The sequence below is a fragment of the Hydrotalea sp. genome (assembly GCF_049968455.1).
Lineage (GTDB): Bacteria > Bacteroidota > Bacteroidia > Chitinophagales > Chitinophagaceae > Hydrotalea.
On record NZ_JBMFQT010000006.1, the window covers coordinates 152481 to 171994 of the forward strand.

General features: G+C 35.3%; 16 protein-coding genes. 3 read left to right on the forward strand and 13 right to left on the reverse strand.

Annotation, left to right across the window (positions count from 1 at the left end):
- Window positions 1–12: 12 nt before the first annotated feature.
- The 10 genes from ACP5P5_RS06235 to ACP5P5_RS06280 all read right to left on the reverse strand — a co-directional run bounded on the left by ACP5P5_RS06235 (window position 13) and on the right by ACP5P5_RS06280 (window position 12547).
- Window positions 13–1065: a DUF6588 family protein gene (locus tag ACP5P5_RS06235; RefSeq protein ID WP_428285245.1), complete on the reverse strand. Its 1053-nt coding sequence runs from the start codon at window positions 1063–1065 to the stop codon at window positions 13–15.
- A gap of 169 nt (window positions 1066–1234) precedes the next feature.
- The gene (locus tag ACP5P5_RS06240) at window positions 1235–2368 is read right to left on the reverse strand and encodes a TIGR03364 family FAD-dependent oxidoreductase (protein ID WP_428285246.1); all 1134 of its coding nucleotides are present in this window, start codon (window positions 2366–2368) and stop codon (window positions 1235–1237) included.
- Entirely contained in the window at window positions 2361–3647 is a 1287-nt protein-coding gene (locus ACP5P5_RS06245) for a DUF5690 family protein (protein WP_428285247.1), read from the reverse strand. Before ACP5P5_RS06245 ends, ACP5P5_RS06240 begins: the two co-directional genes overlap by 8 nt.
- Entirely contained in the window at window positions 3638–4321 is a 684-nt protein-coding gene (locus tag ACP5P5_RS06250; RefSeq protein ID WP_428285248.1) for an HAD hydrolase-like protein, read from the reverse strand. The genes ACP5P5_RS06245 and ACP5P5_RS06250 overlap by 10 nt, the downstream gene beginning before the upstream one ends.
- 1 nt (window position 4322) lies before the next feature.
- Window positions 4323–4913: an HD domain-containing protein gene (locus ACP5P5_RS06255; protein ID WP_428285249.1), complete on the reverse strand. Its 591-nt coding sequence runs from the start codon at window positions 4911–4913 to the stop codon at window positions 4323–4325.
- A gap of 4 nt (window positions 4914–4917) precedes the next feature.
- Complete coding sequence (locus ACP5P5_RS06260) at window positions 4918–6000, reverse strand: alkaline phosphatase family protein (protein WP_428285250.1); 1083 nt, start codon at window positions 5998–6000, stop codon at window positions 4918–4920.
- 28 nt (window positions 6001–6028) lie between these two features.
- A complete protein-coding gene (locus tag ACP5P5_RS06265) occupies window positions 6029–6853 on the reverse strand; it encodes a glycerophosphodiester phosphodiesterase family protein (protein ID WP_428285251.1) in 825 nt (274 codons plus the stop codon).
- A gap of 14 nt (window positions 6854–6867) precedes the next feature.
- Window positions 6868–8478, reverse strand: coding sequence for a SusD/RagB family nutrient-binding outer membrane lipoprotein (locus ACP5P5_RS06270; RefSeq protein WP_428285252.1), 1611 nt, complete (start codon window positions 8476–8478; stop codon window positions 6868–6870).
- Between the two features lie 17 nt (window positions 8479–8495).
- Window positions 8496–11807, reverse strand: a complete 3312-nt coding sequence (locus ACP5P5_RS06275) for a SusC/RagA family TonB-linked outer membrane protein (RefSeq protein WP_428285253.1) — start codon at window positions 11805–11807, stop codon at window positions 8496–8498.
- A 155-nt stretch (window positions 11808–11962) separates the two neighbouring features.
- Window positions 11963–12547: an XRE family transcriptional regulator gene (locus tag ACP5P5_RS06280; RefSeq protein ID WP_428285254.1), complete on the reverse strand. Its 585-nt coding sequence runs from the start codon at window positions 12545–12547 to the stop codon at window positions 11963–11965.
- A gap of 133 nt (window positions 12548–12680) precedes the next feature.
- Between ACP5P5_RS06280 and ACP5P5_RS06285 the strand changes: the two genes are divergently transcribed.
- From ACP5P5_RS06285 to ACP5P5_RS06295, 3 genes are all read left to right on the forward strand, one after another.
- Window positions 12681–13058: a hypothetical protein gene (locus ACP5P5_RS06285; RefSeq protein WP_428285255.1), complete on the forward strand. Its 378-nt coding sequence runs from the start codon at window positions 12681–12683 to the stop codon at window positions 13056–13058.
- Between the two features lie 85 nt (window positions 13059–13143).
- On the forward strand, window positions 13144–14055 hold the full coding sequence (locus tag ACP5P5_RS06290) for a hypothetical protein (protein ID WP_428285256.1): 912 nt from the start codon (window positions 13144–13146) through the stop codon (window positions 14053–14055).
- Between the two features lie 20 nt (window positions 14056–14075).
- Window positions 14076–14390 (forward strand): YHS domain-containing protein, encoded by a 315-nt coding sequence (locus ACP5P5_RS06295; RefSeq protein WP_428285257.1) that lies wholly within the window; start codon window positions 14076–14078, stop codon window positions 14388–14390.
- Window positions 14391–14409: 19 nt separating this feature from the next.
- Here the strand turns inward: ACP5P5_RS06295 and ACP5P5_RS06300 are convergent, their stop codons facing one another.
- The 3 genes from ACP5P5_RS06300 to chrA all read right to left on the reverse strand — a co-directional run bounded on the left by ACP5P5_RS06300 (window position 14410) and on the right by chrA (window position 19335).
- Window positions 14410–15858 (reverse strand): gluconokinase, encoded by a 1449-nt coding sequence (locus ACP5P5_RS06300; protein WP_428285258.1) that lies wholly within the window; start codon window positions 15856–15858, stop codon window positions 14410–14412.
- Between the two features lie 141 nt (window positions 15859–15999).
- Window positions 16000–17919 carry a beta-N-acetylhexosaminidase gene (locus ACP5P5_RS06305; protein ID WP_428285259.1) on the reverse strand — a complete coding sequence of 640 codons (1920 nt, stop codon included), beginning with the start codon at window positions 17917–17919 and terminating at the stop codon, window positions 16000–16002.
- 156 nt (window positions 17920–18075) lie between these two features.
- Complete coding sequence (gene chrA / locus ACP5P5_RS06310; protein ID WP_428285260.1) at window positions 18076–19335, reverse strand: chromate efflux transporter; 1260 nt, start codon at window positions 19333–19335, stop codon at window positions 18076–18078.
- Window positions 19336–19514: the final 179 nt, after the last annotated feature.

Consider the following 19514-nt stretch of genomic DNA (forward strand, 5'->3'; position numbering starts at 1 on the left):
AAATACAAAATACTATCTAAATGCTAACGCCACCCCTGCCCCAATACCATTATACTTGGCAAAAGTATAATCGGCATAAATTTTTAAAATGGTCAAATTAAGGCGCACTCCCCAAGTATTTGAAATACCCGAAGCAGTATAAGACATTGCTAAAGGATCGGTAGCATTAACGGCAACAGTATTATTAGGCGGTGGAAAGTTAGTATATAACGTTGCCTGATAAGTTCCATTTACATTAATGTTTGATTTTCCTGAATTATAACCTATAGATGTATAAATTTCAAGAATTGAAAATTTTGCTGAAGCAATAGCTTGCACAGTAAAAGCAGAAATATCATACTGCAGTGCAGCATTATTACTTTTTATATTGGTTGAATTAGTCAAATCAGGATAATAATCTGCTGAAAGATGATTGTATGCAGCTAAAGCAGACAAATGCAAGAAGGGGACTTTTTTTATAAAGGGTAAATAGTTAGAAAACTCATGTTGCAAACCCACACCAAAAACTCCCATTGATACATTGCTTAAATCAGTTTTGGGAAAATATCGAACTTTTAAATCAGTATGTTTAAAAATACCAACCCCCACTTGCGCTACCGGTAAAGGAACCGATACCGGCAAAAATGAAATATTTTTCTTAAAATCATTACCAATACCGGAAGGAGTAGTAAAATCTGTATAAGCCTGTTGTCCATTTTCTGTAACATTAACATGAATGCTTTGAGAAGAACTTCCTCCCATAAAAGTAGGTAAGCTTGCACTAGTAGCCCCACCATTTAATTTGAAGGTAGTATAATCAGCATTATTAAAAGTGAAACTTTGTTTACTGGTTGGCACTACTGCTGCTTGTAAACTAACAGAAACATCTACACCTAAAAATTTATGTGCTCTAGCTGTACTAAACCAGCCTCGGCTCATGTTATAAATTTCACCTTCACCAAAAGGTTGTAAATAATTTCCAACAAATTTATTAGCATCGGCAGTTGCTGAAGCTATTCCTTGGGCTTTGGTATGTGTTGTAGCAAGCGCTACCAAACATAACAGGGCAATTTTTTTCATATTCATGCATTTAGGTTTTATTCAATGACAATACTCAATGGCAAAATGCTAAATTAGCAAAGCAACTTTTTACTTAATAACTTTTTAAGTAAAATTTGAATATGGCTGCTAAATAATACCTAAATGATTGAAGTAGCGTAAATATTGCTGCTTATAAAAAAAGAATAGTACAAATTTATGATAGGATTGTTGCTATTTTTTCTTCCGCTAAGCCAAATGAAAGCGTCATTCCGGCTCCACCTAAGCCATTTAAAATGTAAACACCGGGCAAGGGTTCTAAAAATACTTCAGTAGCACCATTAGTCATTTTTGCATAAATACCATTCCAACTTTGTAATAAATTCCAAGATTGAGCATGCACAAACTGTTTTAAGTATTGGGTAACCAAATTATTTAAATAGGCACTATCAAAAGGATCAAAAGTTAATCCATATTCATGCGTATCACCCACCGTAAATTCTCCTAAATGATTTTGAGAAACCATTACATGAATACCCCATTTTACATATTCTGACATTTCGGCTTCATAACGTGCTTTTAATTGAGGCAATGAAGGTGCGGTTTTAAAGCTTTGATAATGAATTAAAGAAAGACCGCCGCATAATGAAGTACCAATATGCATACCATCGGCACCGGCATTGTAACGCAACATTTGTAGTTTGCATTTGGTAATTGCCAGGCCATTAAATTGCTCAGGAAAAAGTGTTTCAAAATCAGCGCCTGAACAAACAACAACTACATCAGCCTGCAAACATTCTTTACCCAAATAAACTTTACCTGATTCAATGTTGGTTACTGCTTTGCCCCAAATAAATTTTACTTCTAAAAACTCGGATAAATATTGTGGAATTGTAGCAATAGCTTCCCGTGGATCAACAATCATTTCTGTAGCACTATATAAACCACCTAATAAACCGTTTTCTACTACCCCTTCAAATTCTTCTATGATATCTTTTTTACGCATTAATTCAACTGGCTGCCCGTTAGTGTGAAAAGCATCATATAATTCTTCTAATACTTGCATTTCATCATCATAATAAGCAACATGTAAACTCCCCGATTCCCTATACCATAAACCTGCACTATCAGCTACTTCTTTCCAAATGGCTTTACTGCGCATGGCGCGGTTGTATAAAGTACCCGATGGTTGACCAATTGGCCATATCATTCCAAAATTTCGAACAGAAGCTCCAACAGCTCTTTCACTTCGTTCAATTACTGTAACACTAAATCCTTTTAAACTCAATGCCCTTGCTGTAGCTAATCCTACAATGCCGGCACCAATAACAATTGCTGATTGGTTATGCATATTGAATACTTGTTTGCGAATACTTTAATTTGAAATAATACAAAGCCATTGCAGTTCCAATAATACCAATTACTGAAAAAATCATTACCCCCTGTCCATATAATTGCGACCATTGCATTTGTCCATTAAAAAATGTTTTAACCATAATTACAGCAACACTTCCCAAGTAACCAAACGAATCGGCTACGTACATTAAAAAACCAACATTACCGGTTTGACAATACGTGCCAATCATTCTATCAAATAACATACAATTAAAAGGAATATAACCAATGTATAAGCCTAAACCAACCAATGTTATCCAATAAACAGGGGGTAATATTGCTTGCATAAACAACCATGAACTTATACCGGAAATTAAAAAACCGATAATAATTAAGTAATGGGTAATAAAAAATGCTTTGGCATTATTCTTAATTAGTATCATGGAACCAATAAGTAATAATACAATTAAGGAAATGGGTATTTCTGTTTCAGTAAAAATAGCAGCATTTTTTCCCAAACCCATTTCGCGAAACATATCAGCGGCGAAATTATCGCGTATATCACGAAACACCGTTAAAATAACATACACAGCAATTAGCAAAACCAAACCAACACTAAATTGCTTAAAAAAGTGTTTACGTTGTTGTTTGTTTAATACGGTTCTGATAACCCGTTGCGCTTTATCTTCTTCTGTGGGGGGCGGAATTTTTTCTAACAAAAAAACCAACCCCACCATAGGTATAGCAAAAACAAAACCTGTTAAAAATGGCATCCAAAGTTCATTAACATGAAATTCAACCAATAATGTTTTTCCGACAGACTTCACAAAACCTGATGAAAAAATAAAACTAACCGCTAAGGCAGCACCTATAAAATCGGTAGCTTTTCTGCCTTCTACAAATGAAAATACAATTCCCCAAATAATTCCTAACGGAAACCCATTGATGAATAAAAAAATAATATTGTAAGGTGAAGGTGTAATTGCAAAAAATAAAAGAGCCATCCAGGCAATAGAAACCAACAACAAAATAACCTTTCCACGACCTACTTGTTTTAATTCAGCAATAAATTTTATACCATAAAACTTACTAAACATGTATCCTAAAACCTGAGCAATCACTAAGGCATCTTTGTATGGCAATCCAAATACATTGGGCATGTCATGAAAAGTGCCTGCAGTAAAAGGCTTTCGGAAAGCATATACCGTTGCATACGTTAAAAAGGTTATAACAGCAGCATACAAAGCCACTTTTACATCATTGAACTTTTTGTATGACAAATTCTTTAATGGCATTCAATAATGACTTTTAGTTGTTCTAAGGAGTGTATAATATAATCCGGCGAAAGCATATTTAATTGTTCTTCACTACAAGCACCTGTTGTAATAGCTATTACCAACCCACAATCAGCATTTCTACCTTCTAAAATATCCACTTCCGTATCACCTACTTTAGCAATATGTTTAGTATTTTGAATACCCGTTTGTTGCATAATTGCTTCAATCATATATTTAGCAGGCCTACCTTCCGGCACTTCATCACTACATACTACACAACTAATGCAAGGGTGATTAAACCAGTTTAACCTATGTAAAATAGCATTTGTAATTGGGCGTGTAAATCCGGTATCGAATGCAACTTTAATACCTAAACCTTGCAACCATTCAAATATTTTTTCGGCATAAGGCAATGGTTGTAAGGTTGGAGTTGTTTCGTAAAAGTGTACCATTTTTTTTGTAAAATCATCATGTATGGTATTAGCCGAATTATCGGGCAACAATGGCTTTTGATACTGTTGCAAAATAATTTCAATAGCTTCTAATTTTTTGTAGCCCATTACTTTGTCAACATCTTCCGGTGCAACAGATAATCCTGCTTGTAAAAATGCATCGCGAAACGTTTGATTAATATTTCCATTATCGGCAACTGTTGTTCCTGCTATATCAAAAACCACTAATTCTATAGGCATATTACTGTTGTTGTGTTAAATGTTGAATAATACGTTGGTAATAGGTTGACAATGATGGCAACGGTTTATGCATTTGCTTTGCTTGTTCGTCCCATTTACGTAAAACAATATATAATGGGAATAAAGGATCTGCTTCAAATGAAGCAGCCTCTTCTGCATTCATTTTCCCACCTTGAAATGCTAATGTTTGTTTACTTGCTTCGGATAGCTGATTGTAATATTCAGGATATTTATAGGTCAAATATCTTTTTGCATTCACATGCGACTCAATCAATTTAGCAATTTTTAATGAGAATCCTTTTTCCAGCACAAAAGCTGCGCCCAGTTTTTCATGATCAACCATGCCATATTTGTCCATATGTGCGGTTGCACTTACATCATTAGGCAATACATGCTCATATAAATGCCCTATATCGTGCAAAAAAGCTGCTAATACCACATCATTGTCATAGCCTGCATCTTCGGCCAATAATGCACATTGACACATGTGTTCTATTTGTGAAACCGGCTCCCCAATATAATCTTCATGTCCAAATTTTTCATAAAGACCGATAATTTCCTGAGCGGTTTTTTCAATATTACTGGGTATCATACCATTATTTTTGAAACAGTTGTTGAATAGGTTTTCCAACAGGGTGATTAGCTGTAAATGTAAACCCTAAAAGCTGGGCAATTGTTGCTGCAATTTGATCTTGATAAATCTGCATTGGTTTCTTAACTTCTCCTTCAGGAGTAATATCGGGGCCCATTACAGCCATCCATATTTGTGATGATTCCGGAATGCGTGTACCATGACTACGCCAATTTTCTTTATTTACATCACCACGACCATGATCACAGGTTACTATTAAAGTAGTTTTGTTTTTATAATTTGGACTACTTTGAATATAATTCCACAAATCGTGTATCATAGCATCTTCAGCATGCGCACTCTTCAGGTATTGATCATATAAACCGCTATGTGCAAAATCATCGGTTTCATCAAATGCAATGTACAATACTCTTGGCTTATAGGCTTTCATGTATTCACGGGCAGCTGTGTAAGTAAAAATATCAGGACGAACATTTAAAGGTTGTGCTGTTAAAAACTGCATATCATTAATTAATGATAACGCTGCATTGTTAAAATGCAAAGTATCTGTATCAGCGTTTACATATATTCCACTTTTCCATTTATTTAAAATATATGGAAATACATCCCAGGTAGTAAAGGCAGCAACCTTACCCGTAAAGCCTTTTTGTTTATTTAAAAAACCCAAAACATTTTCGTTTTTGTTTTTTATTTTATCATTCGAATTAACAGCGGTATCGGGATAACCGGTGAATATTTCATTATATCCGGGGTAAGAAAAATTATATGGGTTGGCAACATTCATATCGTTTTCATACAAACGATTGCCATACAAACGACCATTTTGCTGAATGGTAGACCATAAAAAAGGAAATAGCTTGGCTCTACTTGCTTCAGGAGTTGGGGCAGTAAATTTTTCAGCAATAAAACCACTATCACGGGTAAATTCTTTGTTAGCTAATAATGCTGCATCAACACCTTTAAAAACTTCTTGCCAACGCATACCATCTAATGTAACAATTACAACGTTTTCTGTTTTATGTTGAGCATGTAGCACATTTTGGATAAATACTATTGCTACTGCAAGAAATAACATTACTTTTTTCATAAATTTATTTTGTTGTTTTGAAATTAGTTCATTTTGGCAGTTCTTCCATGTTTTTTAAATAGCTAATTAACTCTTTGGGTTTATCTGTTTGCAAACCATTAATACCCATTTTTACGTACCTACCCCAAACAGTTTCATTTTCATTAGCGCTTTCTACATCTAACCAAACTTTTATCCCCAATTGTTGGGCTATTTTAATTAAGTTGGGTTGATATAAATTATCAACTACCGCCACTTTGGTATTTGCAAAAAATTGTGCAAGCTTATCATCCGTTAAATATTTTTCTGGAACACTTGTTATAATAGGTATTTGTGAAGCCACTTGTTGCCATTGCTTATATTGATCGATATTGTTAGGGTACACAATAACTTGATGCTGCATGCCAATTTTTTGTATTTGCTCCCACACTTTTTTAACCGATGCCATTTTAAAATCGAGGTATATATTTATTTTGTTCTTACACAATTGCAACACTTCTTCTAAAGTTGGTATCTGATATTGCTTGCCATCAGCAGACTTTAGAGATAATTTTTTTAGTTCATTATACATCAGGGCACTAACGTTACCTATTCCATTTGTAGTTCTGTTAACAGTAACATCATGCATTAATATGGGAACACTATCCTTTGTTTCTCTAACATCTATTTCAACATAAGCAGCGCCTACCTCAATAGCTGCATTGATGGACTCCAATGTATTTTCAGGATATACAGTATGATTCCCTCTATGTGCAATTACTACAAAAGCAGTGGAGGAATGAGGCAAAGCCCCATTCCCCTGCTGTGCATCAACTGAAATTGAACATGAACAAGTAAGCAAAATAATTAGAATAAATGCCCAATACTTTTGCATAAAGATTGGTTTAATTATTTTAATAACCACATTTTTTGGTTAAGATCATCAGCACTAAATTGTTGGTTTTGTAGGGCAGCCTTCCAGTTAGCTGCATTCTGTGCTTGCTCCGAAACGGGATAAGCCCAACGAATAGGAATAACACCATTATTCCCAACACCACTTCCACCTTGAAAAGCAGGTACGCCCGTTCTTCTCCAATTATAATAAGCTTCGTAACCAGAGTTTTGGAACATGGCAATGTACTTTTGTAAAACTATTTGCTGAATGGCTGTAACAGGGTTGGTTGATAATTGCACTGCTGATTGAGCATAGTAACTATTAAAATTAAAATTTACAGGATAAGGAGTTACCTGAGTAGTTGATGTTTTACCCGGTGGCAAAAAGTAAGCTATAAAACCAGGTTGCGTAATATCTATTCCATAAAACTTCATTGATTCAGTAATGCCTGTTTTGTAAAAGTTTTCAGCATTACCGGAAACCCAGCCCCTTTCAATACCTTCAGCAATATTGAAGCATTGCTCTTTATAACCTATTATAACATCAGGCTCACCAACAAAAGTGGAATAATATCTTTTTCTGTTAGGGAAAGAATATAAATTGGCTGATGCATTACCGTACATTATAGATAAAGGTAAACCTGTACTAGCACCTACAAAGTATTGAAATTGTGCAGGCTGTAAAGTATCACTACCAACCAATGCCCAAGCCGGTTCGCAGGTTACAAAAACACGAGGATCATTAATTGAAGTTAATGCACTTACATAAGTGCTTGCCATGTTATTGCGCTGTGCAATAGAACCAAAGTTGGTTGGGTTGAATGGATACTGCAAGTAAGTAGGATCATACTGAGCAGCCATGTCATCGGCCTGACCGGTAAATATGGGATATTTTGAAGGGTTGTTGACAATATTGGCAAATTGAGCAGGAACATTCAATGTTGCATCATTTGCTTTATTGCTTAATTGCACTAATACTCTAAGCCTAAATGCATTCACCGCCTTTTGCCACCTTGCCAAATTTCCCTGATAAAACAAATCTTGCGATGCTAATAGTGATTGATCGTTATTAGCAATTAATGTAGCAAAATGAGTATTAGCAGTATCTAACTGGTTTAATACATATGCAAAAACCTGTTGTTGTGGAGTATATGACGGTGTTGGATTACCGGAACCTAATAAAGCCTGAGTTACTGGCACATCTCCAAAAAGCATCGTTAAATTATAAAAATAATAAGCACGAATAAATCTTCCCACTGATTCATAAGGATTAATAGCACCTGCACCTTTAGCTGTGGCTTCATGCTCCATTTGTACAACATTTTTTAGCACCAAATAAGGATCAAACGAGCCATTCGTCCATGAATAAATATTATTGCCATAATAATCGTAGTTATTACAGAAATACTGATTCCAATTTTGCACATTATTCCATGAGTTAAGCCCACCAAGTGTGCCATAGCTACCATTACCGGCCACTGCCGTTAATACATTTCCTAGTATTAACCCCGGAGGTACATTTGTAGGTCTATTAGGGTCGGCTTGCAGAGCATCAATTTTTTTTGAGCAGGATGCCAGCATTACTATACCAACCAGTATAAAAGCTATATTTTTAAAGTGTTTCATACTAAATATTTTTAACATTAAAATGATAGGTTTAAATTAAACCCATAACTGCGGGTTGTTGGAGTTTGAAGTCCTGAACCACTATCTTGTGTGTATTGATCAACATCCAAATCTTTGTAGCGACTGGGGAAGAAGTATAATAAATTTCTACCCACCAATGAAACACTGGCGCCACGTATAAAAGCTGTCGACTTTAATTTATTTACCGGAATATTATAAGTAATTACAACTTCGCGAAGCTTAGCATATGTTTTCTTTATAATGTCTAAGTCGGGTATAGAAGCCATTCGTGTTACAAAAGGTTGAACCTGACTTTTGGTAGTATTGGTCGTTTCACTTAATGATTTCATATTCGTAATTTGACCGGTAATGGGATCAAGACTAATGGGCGCTCCGGTTAAGTTTACACCCTGTCCGGTATAAGCAGCAATATTGGCTTCATCAAAAGGCCTTGCTGCACCAAAAGCACCGGTAGCACTCTCAATATGGCGACCACCTTGTAATGTTTTTTTACGAACATAATCTTCCATTACACCGCCCACCATACCATCGAACTGAAAACGAAGTGCAAAATTTTTATAACTGAATGTATTTATAGCTGCCCAAATGAAATCCGGATCAGAATGGCCATATATTTTTTGTGCAGAAGAACCTAAATCAGAAAAACGCAAATACAAACCTGAGGCAGGATCAATTACCATTTTTCCATCGGGTGTACGCACAAAGGCATTACCGTAAACAAGATCAACACGTGTACCATTTTTAGAATAGTTATTCGGATTTGAATTATTTACCCATTTTCTAACATAAGTAGAAATATTGGTTGTTACATGCCAACTAAATCCGTTAGCATTACTTATTGGGTTTGCATTCATGGTAAATTCCCAGCCATCATTGGTATAAGCATTACCATTGGTTAAAAAGCTAGAATAACCAGATGCAGATGATGTTCCCTGATTAACAATACCGGTATTTAAATAGTGGTAATGCGTAATGTCGATCCCCAGTTTATTATCTAAGAAACGAATATCCATACCAAACTCGGTAGCTTTTCTTTCAGCAGTTTGAATATTAGCACTTACTGTTTGATTGGTATAACTGGCACTATTGGTTAATTGGTTGGTGAATGTTGGGCTTAAAGTATAGGGCTGAGAGAATTGATAACTAGGCCCATTATAAGCCGACATCCAGTTGTATCCATAACCAGCCGCTGGTGTTCCGCTTATATCTGGCGTAAAGAAAGCATTGGTTCCACCACTCTTACTTTCAGCATAAGATGCACGTAATTTTAAAAAGCTGATTGCACGTGGTAAATGCAAATAATCAGATAACACTGAAGCCACATTGAAAGAAGGATAAAAATAACTATTGTTATTAGCTGGTAAGGCACTAGACTTATCCACCCTTCCAGTAACGTTGGCAATTAAATAAGATTTATAACCCAAATCAACTGAATAATAAGCACTTAATACTTTCATAGCCGAACGGAAAGTGCTACCCGTTAGTGGATTTAAAGAATTTGAAAATGCATAAATTCCCGGAACATTCAAATAGTTGGTAGATGTAAAATTCGAATTGAAGTTAAAACTACGTACTGTACCTCCGCCTAATGCTTCCATATCTAACAATCCAAACAAACTTTTTTTATACCTAACCTGACCATCTACATAAGAATCAAAAAGAGCTCTTCTGTCTTCTCTGTAATCACCCATACGTAATTCACGACCATAAGCTCCGGCAGAATAAGGCATTTTTTCATAATTAAACATATCATAGGTTGATATACTTGGTCTTAATTGGAATTCTAAATTAGAGGTTGGCTTATAATTCAATGAAACATATCCATACACGTTATTTTGATAATGGCCTCTTAACCACTCATACGACATGAAATAAGGGTTGTTATAACGATAATACTCTTCATATTTCTGCTGTATCCCGGCTAATCCGGGTTGCCAGTAATTGCGCATATCACTCATAGCCCAATCAGCTCCACCCCAAAGAATGATATTATAGATAATACTATTGGGGCCATACTGTACATCTGGAATGTTTGGTGTTGATTGACGGCTGTAATTAATATAACTGCTTAAAGTGAGTTTTGGATTAAAGCGTTGTGTTACATTAGCTGTTACATTAAAGTTATTCAACTGTGTATTGGGAACTATACCTTTTTGGTATGTATTACCAAATGAGAAACGTACATCTGTTTTTTCAGTTGAAGAAGAAAGTGATATACTATTTGTTGAAAGTAATCCTGCTTGTATAAACTTTCTTAAATTATCTTTTCCTCGTGCTAACCAAGGTGTAGGTTGCACATGACCAATATAGGTAGATCCGTCTGCAAAAGTGGTAGTATAAGTTTGTGATGGATCATATTTACCATCATACTGAGGTAATAATTGCCCCTTGAATTGTGGCCCCCAAACATCATAATCATAATCGTTAACACCAACACCAATGGCACCGGAGCCTCTGTAATTGGCAGGACCTGAACCGCCACCACCAAAAGCATATTTACCATTATCACCAGGTCCATATAAATCTTGATATTTAGGCAAGGCTATAAATCCCTTATTGATTTGCGTACTGGAATTAAAATCAACATGCAGCCCTTTATTTTTTGAGCCTTTCTTTGTAGTAATAATAATAGCTCCATTTTTTCCCTGAAAACCATACAAAGATGCTGCATTGGGTCCTTTTAATATGGTAATAGTTTCAATATCGTCGGGATTAAGATTATATGTATCAGACGTAAATGGTACACCGTCAACTACATACATAGGTTGGTCATTAGCACCATTTTCCCCGCGAACAATAATTCCGGGTGAATGGCCAATTTCTGAATTGATATTAATGGTTAACCCTGCTGCATTTCCTTTCAAAGCATTGATAGGGTCAGCCTCACGGGCTTTAGTTAATTTAGTTGCATCAATGGTTTGCACTGCATAGCCTAAACGCTTCGATTCTTTTTTAATACCTGTTGCGGTAACCACTACTGCGCTTAAATCTGCATTTTGCGGGTTTAAAGCTACTGCAATATTTTCTGCATTGTGAACAACCAAACGCTTACTTTCAAAGCCAACATAGGTAAATTCGAGTACATCATTTTTTTCTACTGAAATACTAAAATCACCATTTGCATTGGTAGTTGTACCTCTATTGGTTTTTTTAACGGCAATAGAAACACCTTCAATAGGTGCTTGCGTTACAGCATCTACCACACGCCCTTTTAGCACAATAGCTTGTGCCTGAACGGAAGCAGTTGCAAATAAGCCTACTGCTAGCAATAACAGAAGCTTAAATAGATTGGGGAGAATTTGCTTCATAAACAATTATTTTGAAGCAAAACTATCTGACCAGTGTTACGGAATTATTGCGCTAAGATTAACAAATAGTAAAGCAATAGTTAACAAAATGGGTAATAAAAGATTATTTGTTTACCAATATTAAACTTTTATCAAAAAATTGTTAACAGAATTCCTCAGTCATTATTACGAGGTTGAAAAAAATAAACTACTAACAAAATTGCATCAGCAGTTCCTATATTTTCCGGATTATGCCATTCGTTCGCATCAAAAAATAATGAATCACCTGCTTCCATTTCATAAACATCTTCACCAATCGTATAGCGTAAGTTTCCTTGCAATAAATATTTAAATTCAAAAGCTTGTGTTATTACAGGTTGGCGTTTGGCATTGGGCGTAATGCGTAATAAAACAAAATCTAAATGATACTCCTCAAATGTGGTAGTAAAAATGCGCTGGTAATAAAAGCCTTCCGCATTTTCTTTTTCAAATTTCTGATAGTCGTGCTTCTTTTTAAACACAACTTTATTACCACTTTGTTGCAGATTTATATTTTTAAAAAAATCATTTAAATCAATTTCTAAGCCTTTTATTAAGTTAAATAGTACATTCAAAGATGGAATTGTTCGGCTGTTTTCTACCTGACTAAGCATACTTTTAGTAATACCTGCTTTTTCGGCTAATTCTTGTAATGTAATGTTTTTATCTTTCCGAATTTCCTTTAAACGGTTGCTAATTTGTATAATCACATCTTCCTGCATAAAAAATTCATTAGGTTGTAATATACATTTGGAAAAGCAAATTATGGAACATTTCATAAAGCTTAAACTCTTATTAAAATATGCTTATGCGCATATTATTTTGTTTTTAGTGTAGCTACTTTTGCAAAACAATATGTTAAAAAAGTTGGTTATATTACTCATGTTGGTTGGAATTGGCGGGGAAACTTTTCAAACCAATTTTATTGAATTGTATTACCGACTCAATACTGCTGCAATAACCCAAGAATATTGTATTAATAAAGATAAACCGCAAATGCATTGTAATGGCCAATGCCATTTAGCTAAACAATTAAAAAAAGCAACCCAACCCGAAAGCTCAAATTCAAGCAACAATAAAAGCTTCAAGTTAATAGATTTATTTGCAAATACCTACAATTGCTATACCTACACTCCTTTACAAGTACAACAAAAATATTATATCGTAAAAAGTGCTTTCATTCCTACCGGTTACTATAATCTCTGCTTTCATCCCCCCACCATTTGTGCATAATTTTTAAAATGTAAAATTTTCTGCGCAGTAGTTTTTCTATTACTGTAGCAAGCCTGTATTTACACATTATATTTAAAATAAATTTATGCATAAAAAAATATACCTTACACTTTTATTGTTAAGTGTAACCTATACCACATTTGCCTGTGCTATTTGTGGCTGCGGAGGCAGTAATTTTTACCTTGGCTTAATGCCTCATTTCAGAACAAAATTTATCGGCATTCGGTATGATTATAGTAATTATAATACAGTATTAGCTAATGATCCTACACAATTCAGTCACAATTATTATAATTCCATGCAGTTGTGGGGTGGCTTAAATCTTGCCAAGCGTTGGCAACTGCTGTATATAGTTCCCTTTCATTTAAACAAACAAATAGATGATGATGGAATTACCAACCAAAATGGTTTGGGCGATGCTTCGGTAATGGCGAATTATTTATTGTTTCATAAAACTAAAACATACGAACACAAAGCAGGCATTGAACAACAGCTTTGGGTAGGCGGAGGTGTAAAATTACCCACAGGGAAAATGAATTTGAATCTCAAAGATCCCAACGTTACCGTTGCAGATGTAAATTCACAATTAGGCACAGGTAGTATTGATTTTATTATGAATACTATGTATAATATACGTATTGGAAATTGGGGCATCAATACCTCATTAATGTATAAAATAAATACTGCCAAAAACGGCTACACATTTGGCAATAAGTTTACCGGTAGTACCATTGGCTATTACAATATTGCCATGAAGCAAATAAATATTATGCCAAATGCAGGAATGATGTATGAGAATGTGGCCGCCAACAAATTAGATGGCGCCAGCATTTCAGCGACAGGCGGCCATATTGCCACTATAGTTTCAGGGGTTGAAGTAGGGATTAAAAAAATAAATGTAGGGATTAGTGCAATGGCTCCATTCAACCAATATTATGCTATGGGGCAAACAAAATTAAATTGGCGTGGTAATGTACATGTTAGTTTTAGTTTTTAACTTTACACAAAACCATGTATATGAAGCAAATTATCGTATCGGCATCAGCTCTGCTTATTTTAGCAGCCTGTGCCGGCAACAGTAACAAAACGGATGCAAAAAAAGATAGCACCGCAACCACTAGTGCCCCAATGGCTATGCAGGCAAAATTTACTGCTGATATGGTTGATAATCAACGTGACCCTTCATGTGGTATGCCCGCCAAAGCCGGGCTAGAAGATACCGTTCACTATAAAGGTTATGTAATTGGCTTTTGTAGCAAAGAATGTAAAGATGAGTTTTTAAAAGATCCGGAAAAGGGTTTAACTGCGGCCGATTTAAAAAAGAAACAATAATTGAAAAGCCGCTTTGTATTTAAAGCGGCTTTTTAATTAGTTCTAGTTGCGTTAAAATTCGTTGATATTTCATCCAAACTTCTTGATACAATTGATGACTAGAAGAATGCGGTGTATAAATAGTTGTATTATTCAAATTTACATCTAATTGAGCATTTATTGCTTTCGCAGCAACTATAGCTGCACCTAAGGCCGAGCTTTCAATAGTATTGGGCAATATAACTTTCATATTAGTTATATCTGCAAGCATTTGAACCCAGATTGTACTTTCAGCAAAACCACCCCCGGCAAATAGGGTGTATTCAGTTTTGTCATTAGCAACCAACTGCTTTATAATGGCATACACATTTAGCAAAACTCCTTCCATAATAGCTTTCATACAATGCGCTTGTGTGTGTTGACGAGTTAAACCCACAAAAGCAGCGGTAGCTTCAGCATTCCATAAAGGTGCACGCTCACCGGCTATAAATGGCAATACAAGTAACCCATTACTGCCAGGCTCTATGTTTACCGTTTCATTGAATAAATTTTCATAACTATTATTCGTTTTTAAAATTTCATTTTTAAACCATTGTATAACACTGGCGCCATTATTGGAAGCACCACCAATAACATAGGATTGTTGGCACAAAAAATAACAAAAAGTTTGAGCAGATGCATTTAAAAGGGGTTGATGAATAGTACGTCTGGCAGCAGCACTGGTGCCAATTGTAACGGCAATTTGATCTGGCGCTGACACACCCATGCCCAAGTTGGCTAATGGCCCATCGCCACCACCAATTACTAATGGAACCTGAGCAAACCAATTAGGTAATAATGTATGATTCCCATAAAATACTGTTTCAGGTGCAACAATGGTGCTGAGTTGTTGTTCACTAATTTTAAGTTTATTCAATAGGTTAGTTTCCCATTGTAACTTTTGAATATTACACAAACCCATTGCCGTTGCTATAGATGTATCAATTACATACTGCTGTGTTAGTGCAAAAAATACATATTCCTTCAAACTAATAAACTTTGCCGCCTTATTAAAAAGTTTGGGTTCATTTTTTTGCAACCATAAAATTTTACAAACAGGTGTCATGGCATGTACCGGTACACCTGTAATTGTATAAAATTCAGCAGCGCTTTTATTTTGGTACAATTCCTTAGCTTCAGCATTAGCTCGTGTATCATTCCATAAAATACAATTTGTTAGTGCATTTCCATCCGCATCCATCACAATTAAACCATGCAAAGCTGCACTAAAGCTTATACACATAGGGGGTTGTTGCAAATAAGCTGTTACAGAATTAATGCATTCGATTACCGCTAATAAAATAGTGTATGGTTCTTGTTCGGCATAACCGGCTTGGGGTTGAAGGGTTGTATTATTAACAGAATAACGATATAGCATTTCTGCTGAACCGGAAAAAGCCACTGCTTTTACCGATGTAGTACCCATATCAATAGCCAAAAAATAGCCCATAGTATCTGCTGCTTATAGTAAAAGTGAAAATAAAATAGGAACAAGTTACAGGATATATTTTTTTTGCAACAACAAAACTTACAAAAAACAAAAAGCGCCAAATGAATGGCGCTTTTGTTGGTTTGGATGGTTGGTGATAAGCTATTTTATTCCTGCTCTTTTCTTTAGTTCGCTAATGGGCATTGCTATCATTCTGCCCATGGGTTTGTCACCTCTATAAGTAATTACTTTTAACATAACAGCATCTTCTGGCGGTGTTAATGGTGTAGTATAAACAGGATAATATTGGTCGGGGAATGAGTTATCAAAACTGTAGTGTATTTGCAAATCCGGCACTTCTGTACTCATTTCAATTTTTAAAGTGCCATCCTCATTTTTAGAAGCATTAAAAATTGGGTCATACATGCTGGGTGCATATTTTACTTGCTCAATATCTAAGCGTTTAAATTGGTGTTCAACCCTACTAACAAAATCATTCCAATTTTTATTACTTTTTGGCGACCATACAGTTTCAGAAACAGCAAATGCTCTGGGCCAAGTCATATATTGCAAATGCCTAGTATTATACACCTGTTCAGTCCATAAGTTGGCTTGACCACCCAAAATGTATTTACTATCTACACTATCAGGTACAGGTTCAAATTCATAGGCTTTTTGCAAACGTAAAGTAGCATAAACTCTTGGTTCAATAATTGAATCACCTTGCATATAATCTAAATAAGCAAAGGTAGTTGGGCTCATTACAACCTGGTGTTTCATTTTAGCAGCTTCAATGCCGCCTTTCATACCTCGCCAGCTCATTACAACTGCATTGGGTGCCAAACCACCTTCTAAAATTTCATCCCAACCCATAAATTTTTTCCCTTTAGACTCTACAATTTTCTCTATGCGTTTTTCAAAATAACTTTGAACCTCTTCCATTGTTTTCAATCCTTCTTTTTTCATCAATTGTTTTATTTCAGGACTTTTTTCCCAAAAGTTTTTTGGACACTCATCACCACCTACATGTATATAAGGAAAAGGGAACAACTTTGCTACTTGTGTAAAAACAGTATCTAAGAAAGTGTATACTTTGGGATTGGCCGGACACAATGTATTATCAATTAAAGCTATAGGTGGTGCACCATGTGACCAATCCATAATTTCTTCACCTGACCTTACTTGATATTTATCTGCGCCAACAGTACATGATAAATAAGGATAGGAAACAATGGCTGCTAAGCTATGTCCCGGTACATCTATTTCAGGAAGTATGTTTACATAATGTTGTTGTGCATAAGCAACCATTTCTTTAATATCATCTTGTGTATAATAGCCACCATAGTTGCGAGGCTCATCAGGTCGTGGCGCCTTAAATGTTCCAAAATAGCCCACCTTTTTTACATTCCAGGCACCAACTTCTGTTAAACGGGGTAATCCTTTAATTTCAATACGCCAACCTTCATCATCCGTTAAATGTAAATGCAGAATATTGAATTTATATTTAGCCATTTCGTCAATATAATCCATTACCTGTTGTTTGGTAAAGAAGTGCCGAGCCACGTCGAACATCAACCCTCTCCATTCAAACCGAGGATAATCTGTAATATTCGTTTCGGGCATTTGCCATTTTATATGATTGACCACACTTTTACTTTCAATAGCTGCTGGTAACAGTTGCCAAAATGATTGTACGCCATAATATATTCCGGCAGGGTCATTCGCTTGTATATAAACATTAGTGGGCGTAACGTTTAAACGATACCCCTCTTTTCCCAACAATGTATCCCAATTATTGAGCAATTGTAATTGAATGGTTGCATCTTTAATAGTTTTACTTTCTGTCAAATTATAACCGGTTGAACGTGCAATTTTTTGCAGCATTTGTTGGGCAATAGCTTGAACTTGTTTATTATTGGTGTAACCAATTGTAGCAGTAGGCTGCAACAAAAAACTACCCATGCCCTGCTGTACCGAAACAGGTATTGGAATAATATTAATACTTGCAGAATGTTGTGTTTGTTGGGCTTTTGCTTGAAGCATTAGGATGCCTAATAATAAAATAGCAATCGTTTTTTTCATGTAACAAAGTTTTGGGAGGAATTAGAAACATTTTACTAAACCAATAAATACTGCATCAATTGGCACAAGTTATAAAATAAACAATAGTAGTGCAATTTAACGCAACATATTTGTGAAGGAATCCTGATTATTTGATGAAAATCAATTTGCCTTTTTTTACAATAACCAACCCAATACTAAACAAACTAAAACAATAACAGGCGGTGGAATTTTAGTGTAGTATAAAACAATGAAAGTAGCAATAACTACGGAAATATCTAAAAAACCATTCATTTGTAAATTCCATAATTCAACAAACAAAATATCTTTAATCAAATAAAAAGTAGCACCAGCAATAATTCCGACTACGGAAGCGTTAATCCCCTCTAACGATCGATAAATAACCGCATATTTTTTAAGATTATGCCATACAGGGAAAAAGAACAACACCAATAAAGCACTTGGAATAAATAAACCTATAGCCCCCAAAACACAACCTACCACCTGAAGTGTAGGATCATTTTCACTTTTTAATACCATTCCACCAACAAAAGCACCAATAGAAAAAACAGGTCCCGGAATAGCTCGCACAATTCCTGAACCCGTTAAAAACTCATCTCTATTCATTTTTAATACATCAGGTCTGTTTTCTAAAACCCTTTTAGTTTCAGGACGCGTAACATATTGCTCATACATCATAGGTATTAATACATCTCCACCACCAAATACCAAACTGCCATTCCTATAAGTGTTTTCAAACAAGTTAAATGCTTTTCGGTATTCCCAATTTTGACGAGTAGCTGTCTCGGATAAATAACCGGCAATAGCAAAAATGAGTAAAAATATTAATAAGTTTCCCCATTTAGTTTGTTTAGGTGGTTCGCCTTTCTGAGGTATACGCTTGTCGCTAAAATTAGTTACAATACCACCCAACACAATTAAGGTGGGAAATATCCAAGGAGTTTTAAAAGCTAAAAAAGTTGCAATGGCTGCTACTACCATTATTACACGGGTTATGGTATTATGTATGGCAACATGAAACATACGTACCGCAGAAAATGCCACAAAACCAATGGCCATTGGCCTAATAAATTTGAACAAGGCTATGTTAATGCCTATTCCATCCAAATAGTTTAGTAAAAAAGATAGTGCCCCCATTAAAATACTGGCTGGAGCAATCCAAACCAATAAAGTTAAAATAGCCAATGGTATTCCTCCCCGCTTATAGCCAATTAAGGTAATGGTTTGTGTAGAAGATGCACCGGGAAGCATGTTACAAAAGCTTAGTAAGTCTAACAATTCATGCTCAGTAATATCTTTTCGTTTTTGCACAAAGGTTTTTAACATCATAGCATAGTGACCCTGAGGGCCGCCAAATGCCGTAATGCTATAAAAAAATACGGCCCTTAAAAAAGCCAAATGCCGTAAAATGAACATGTGTTATAATAAGGGTGTAAAAATTAAAGCCATAAATTAAGCAAATTTATGTTTGCATGTTTACATAAAGGCATGATAGTTGGTTGAATTGTACATTTTTTTACAAATAAAACCTTTTTCTATTGCCCCGCGCCTGCCTATTTTATTACGAAATTTATTTAATTTTAAACAAAACAACC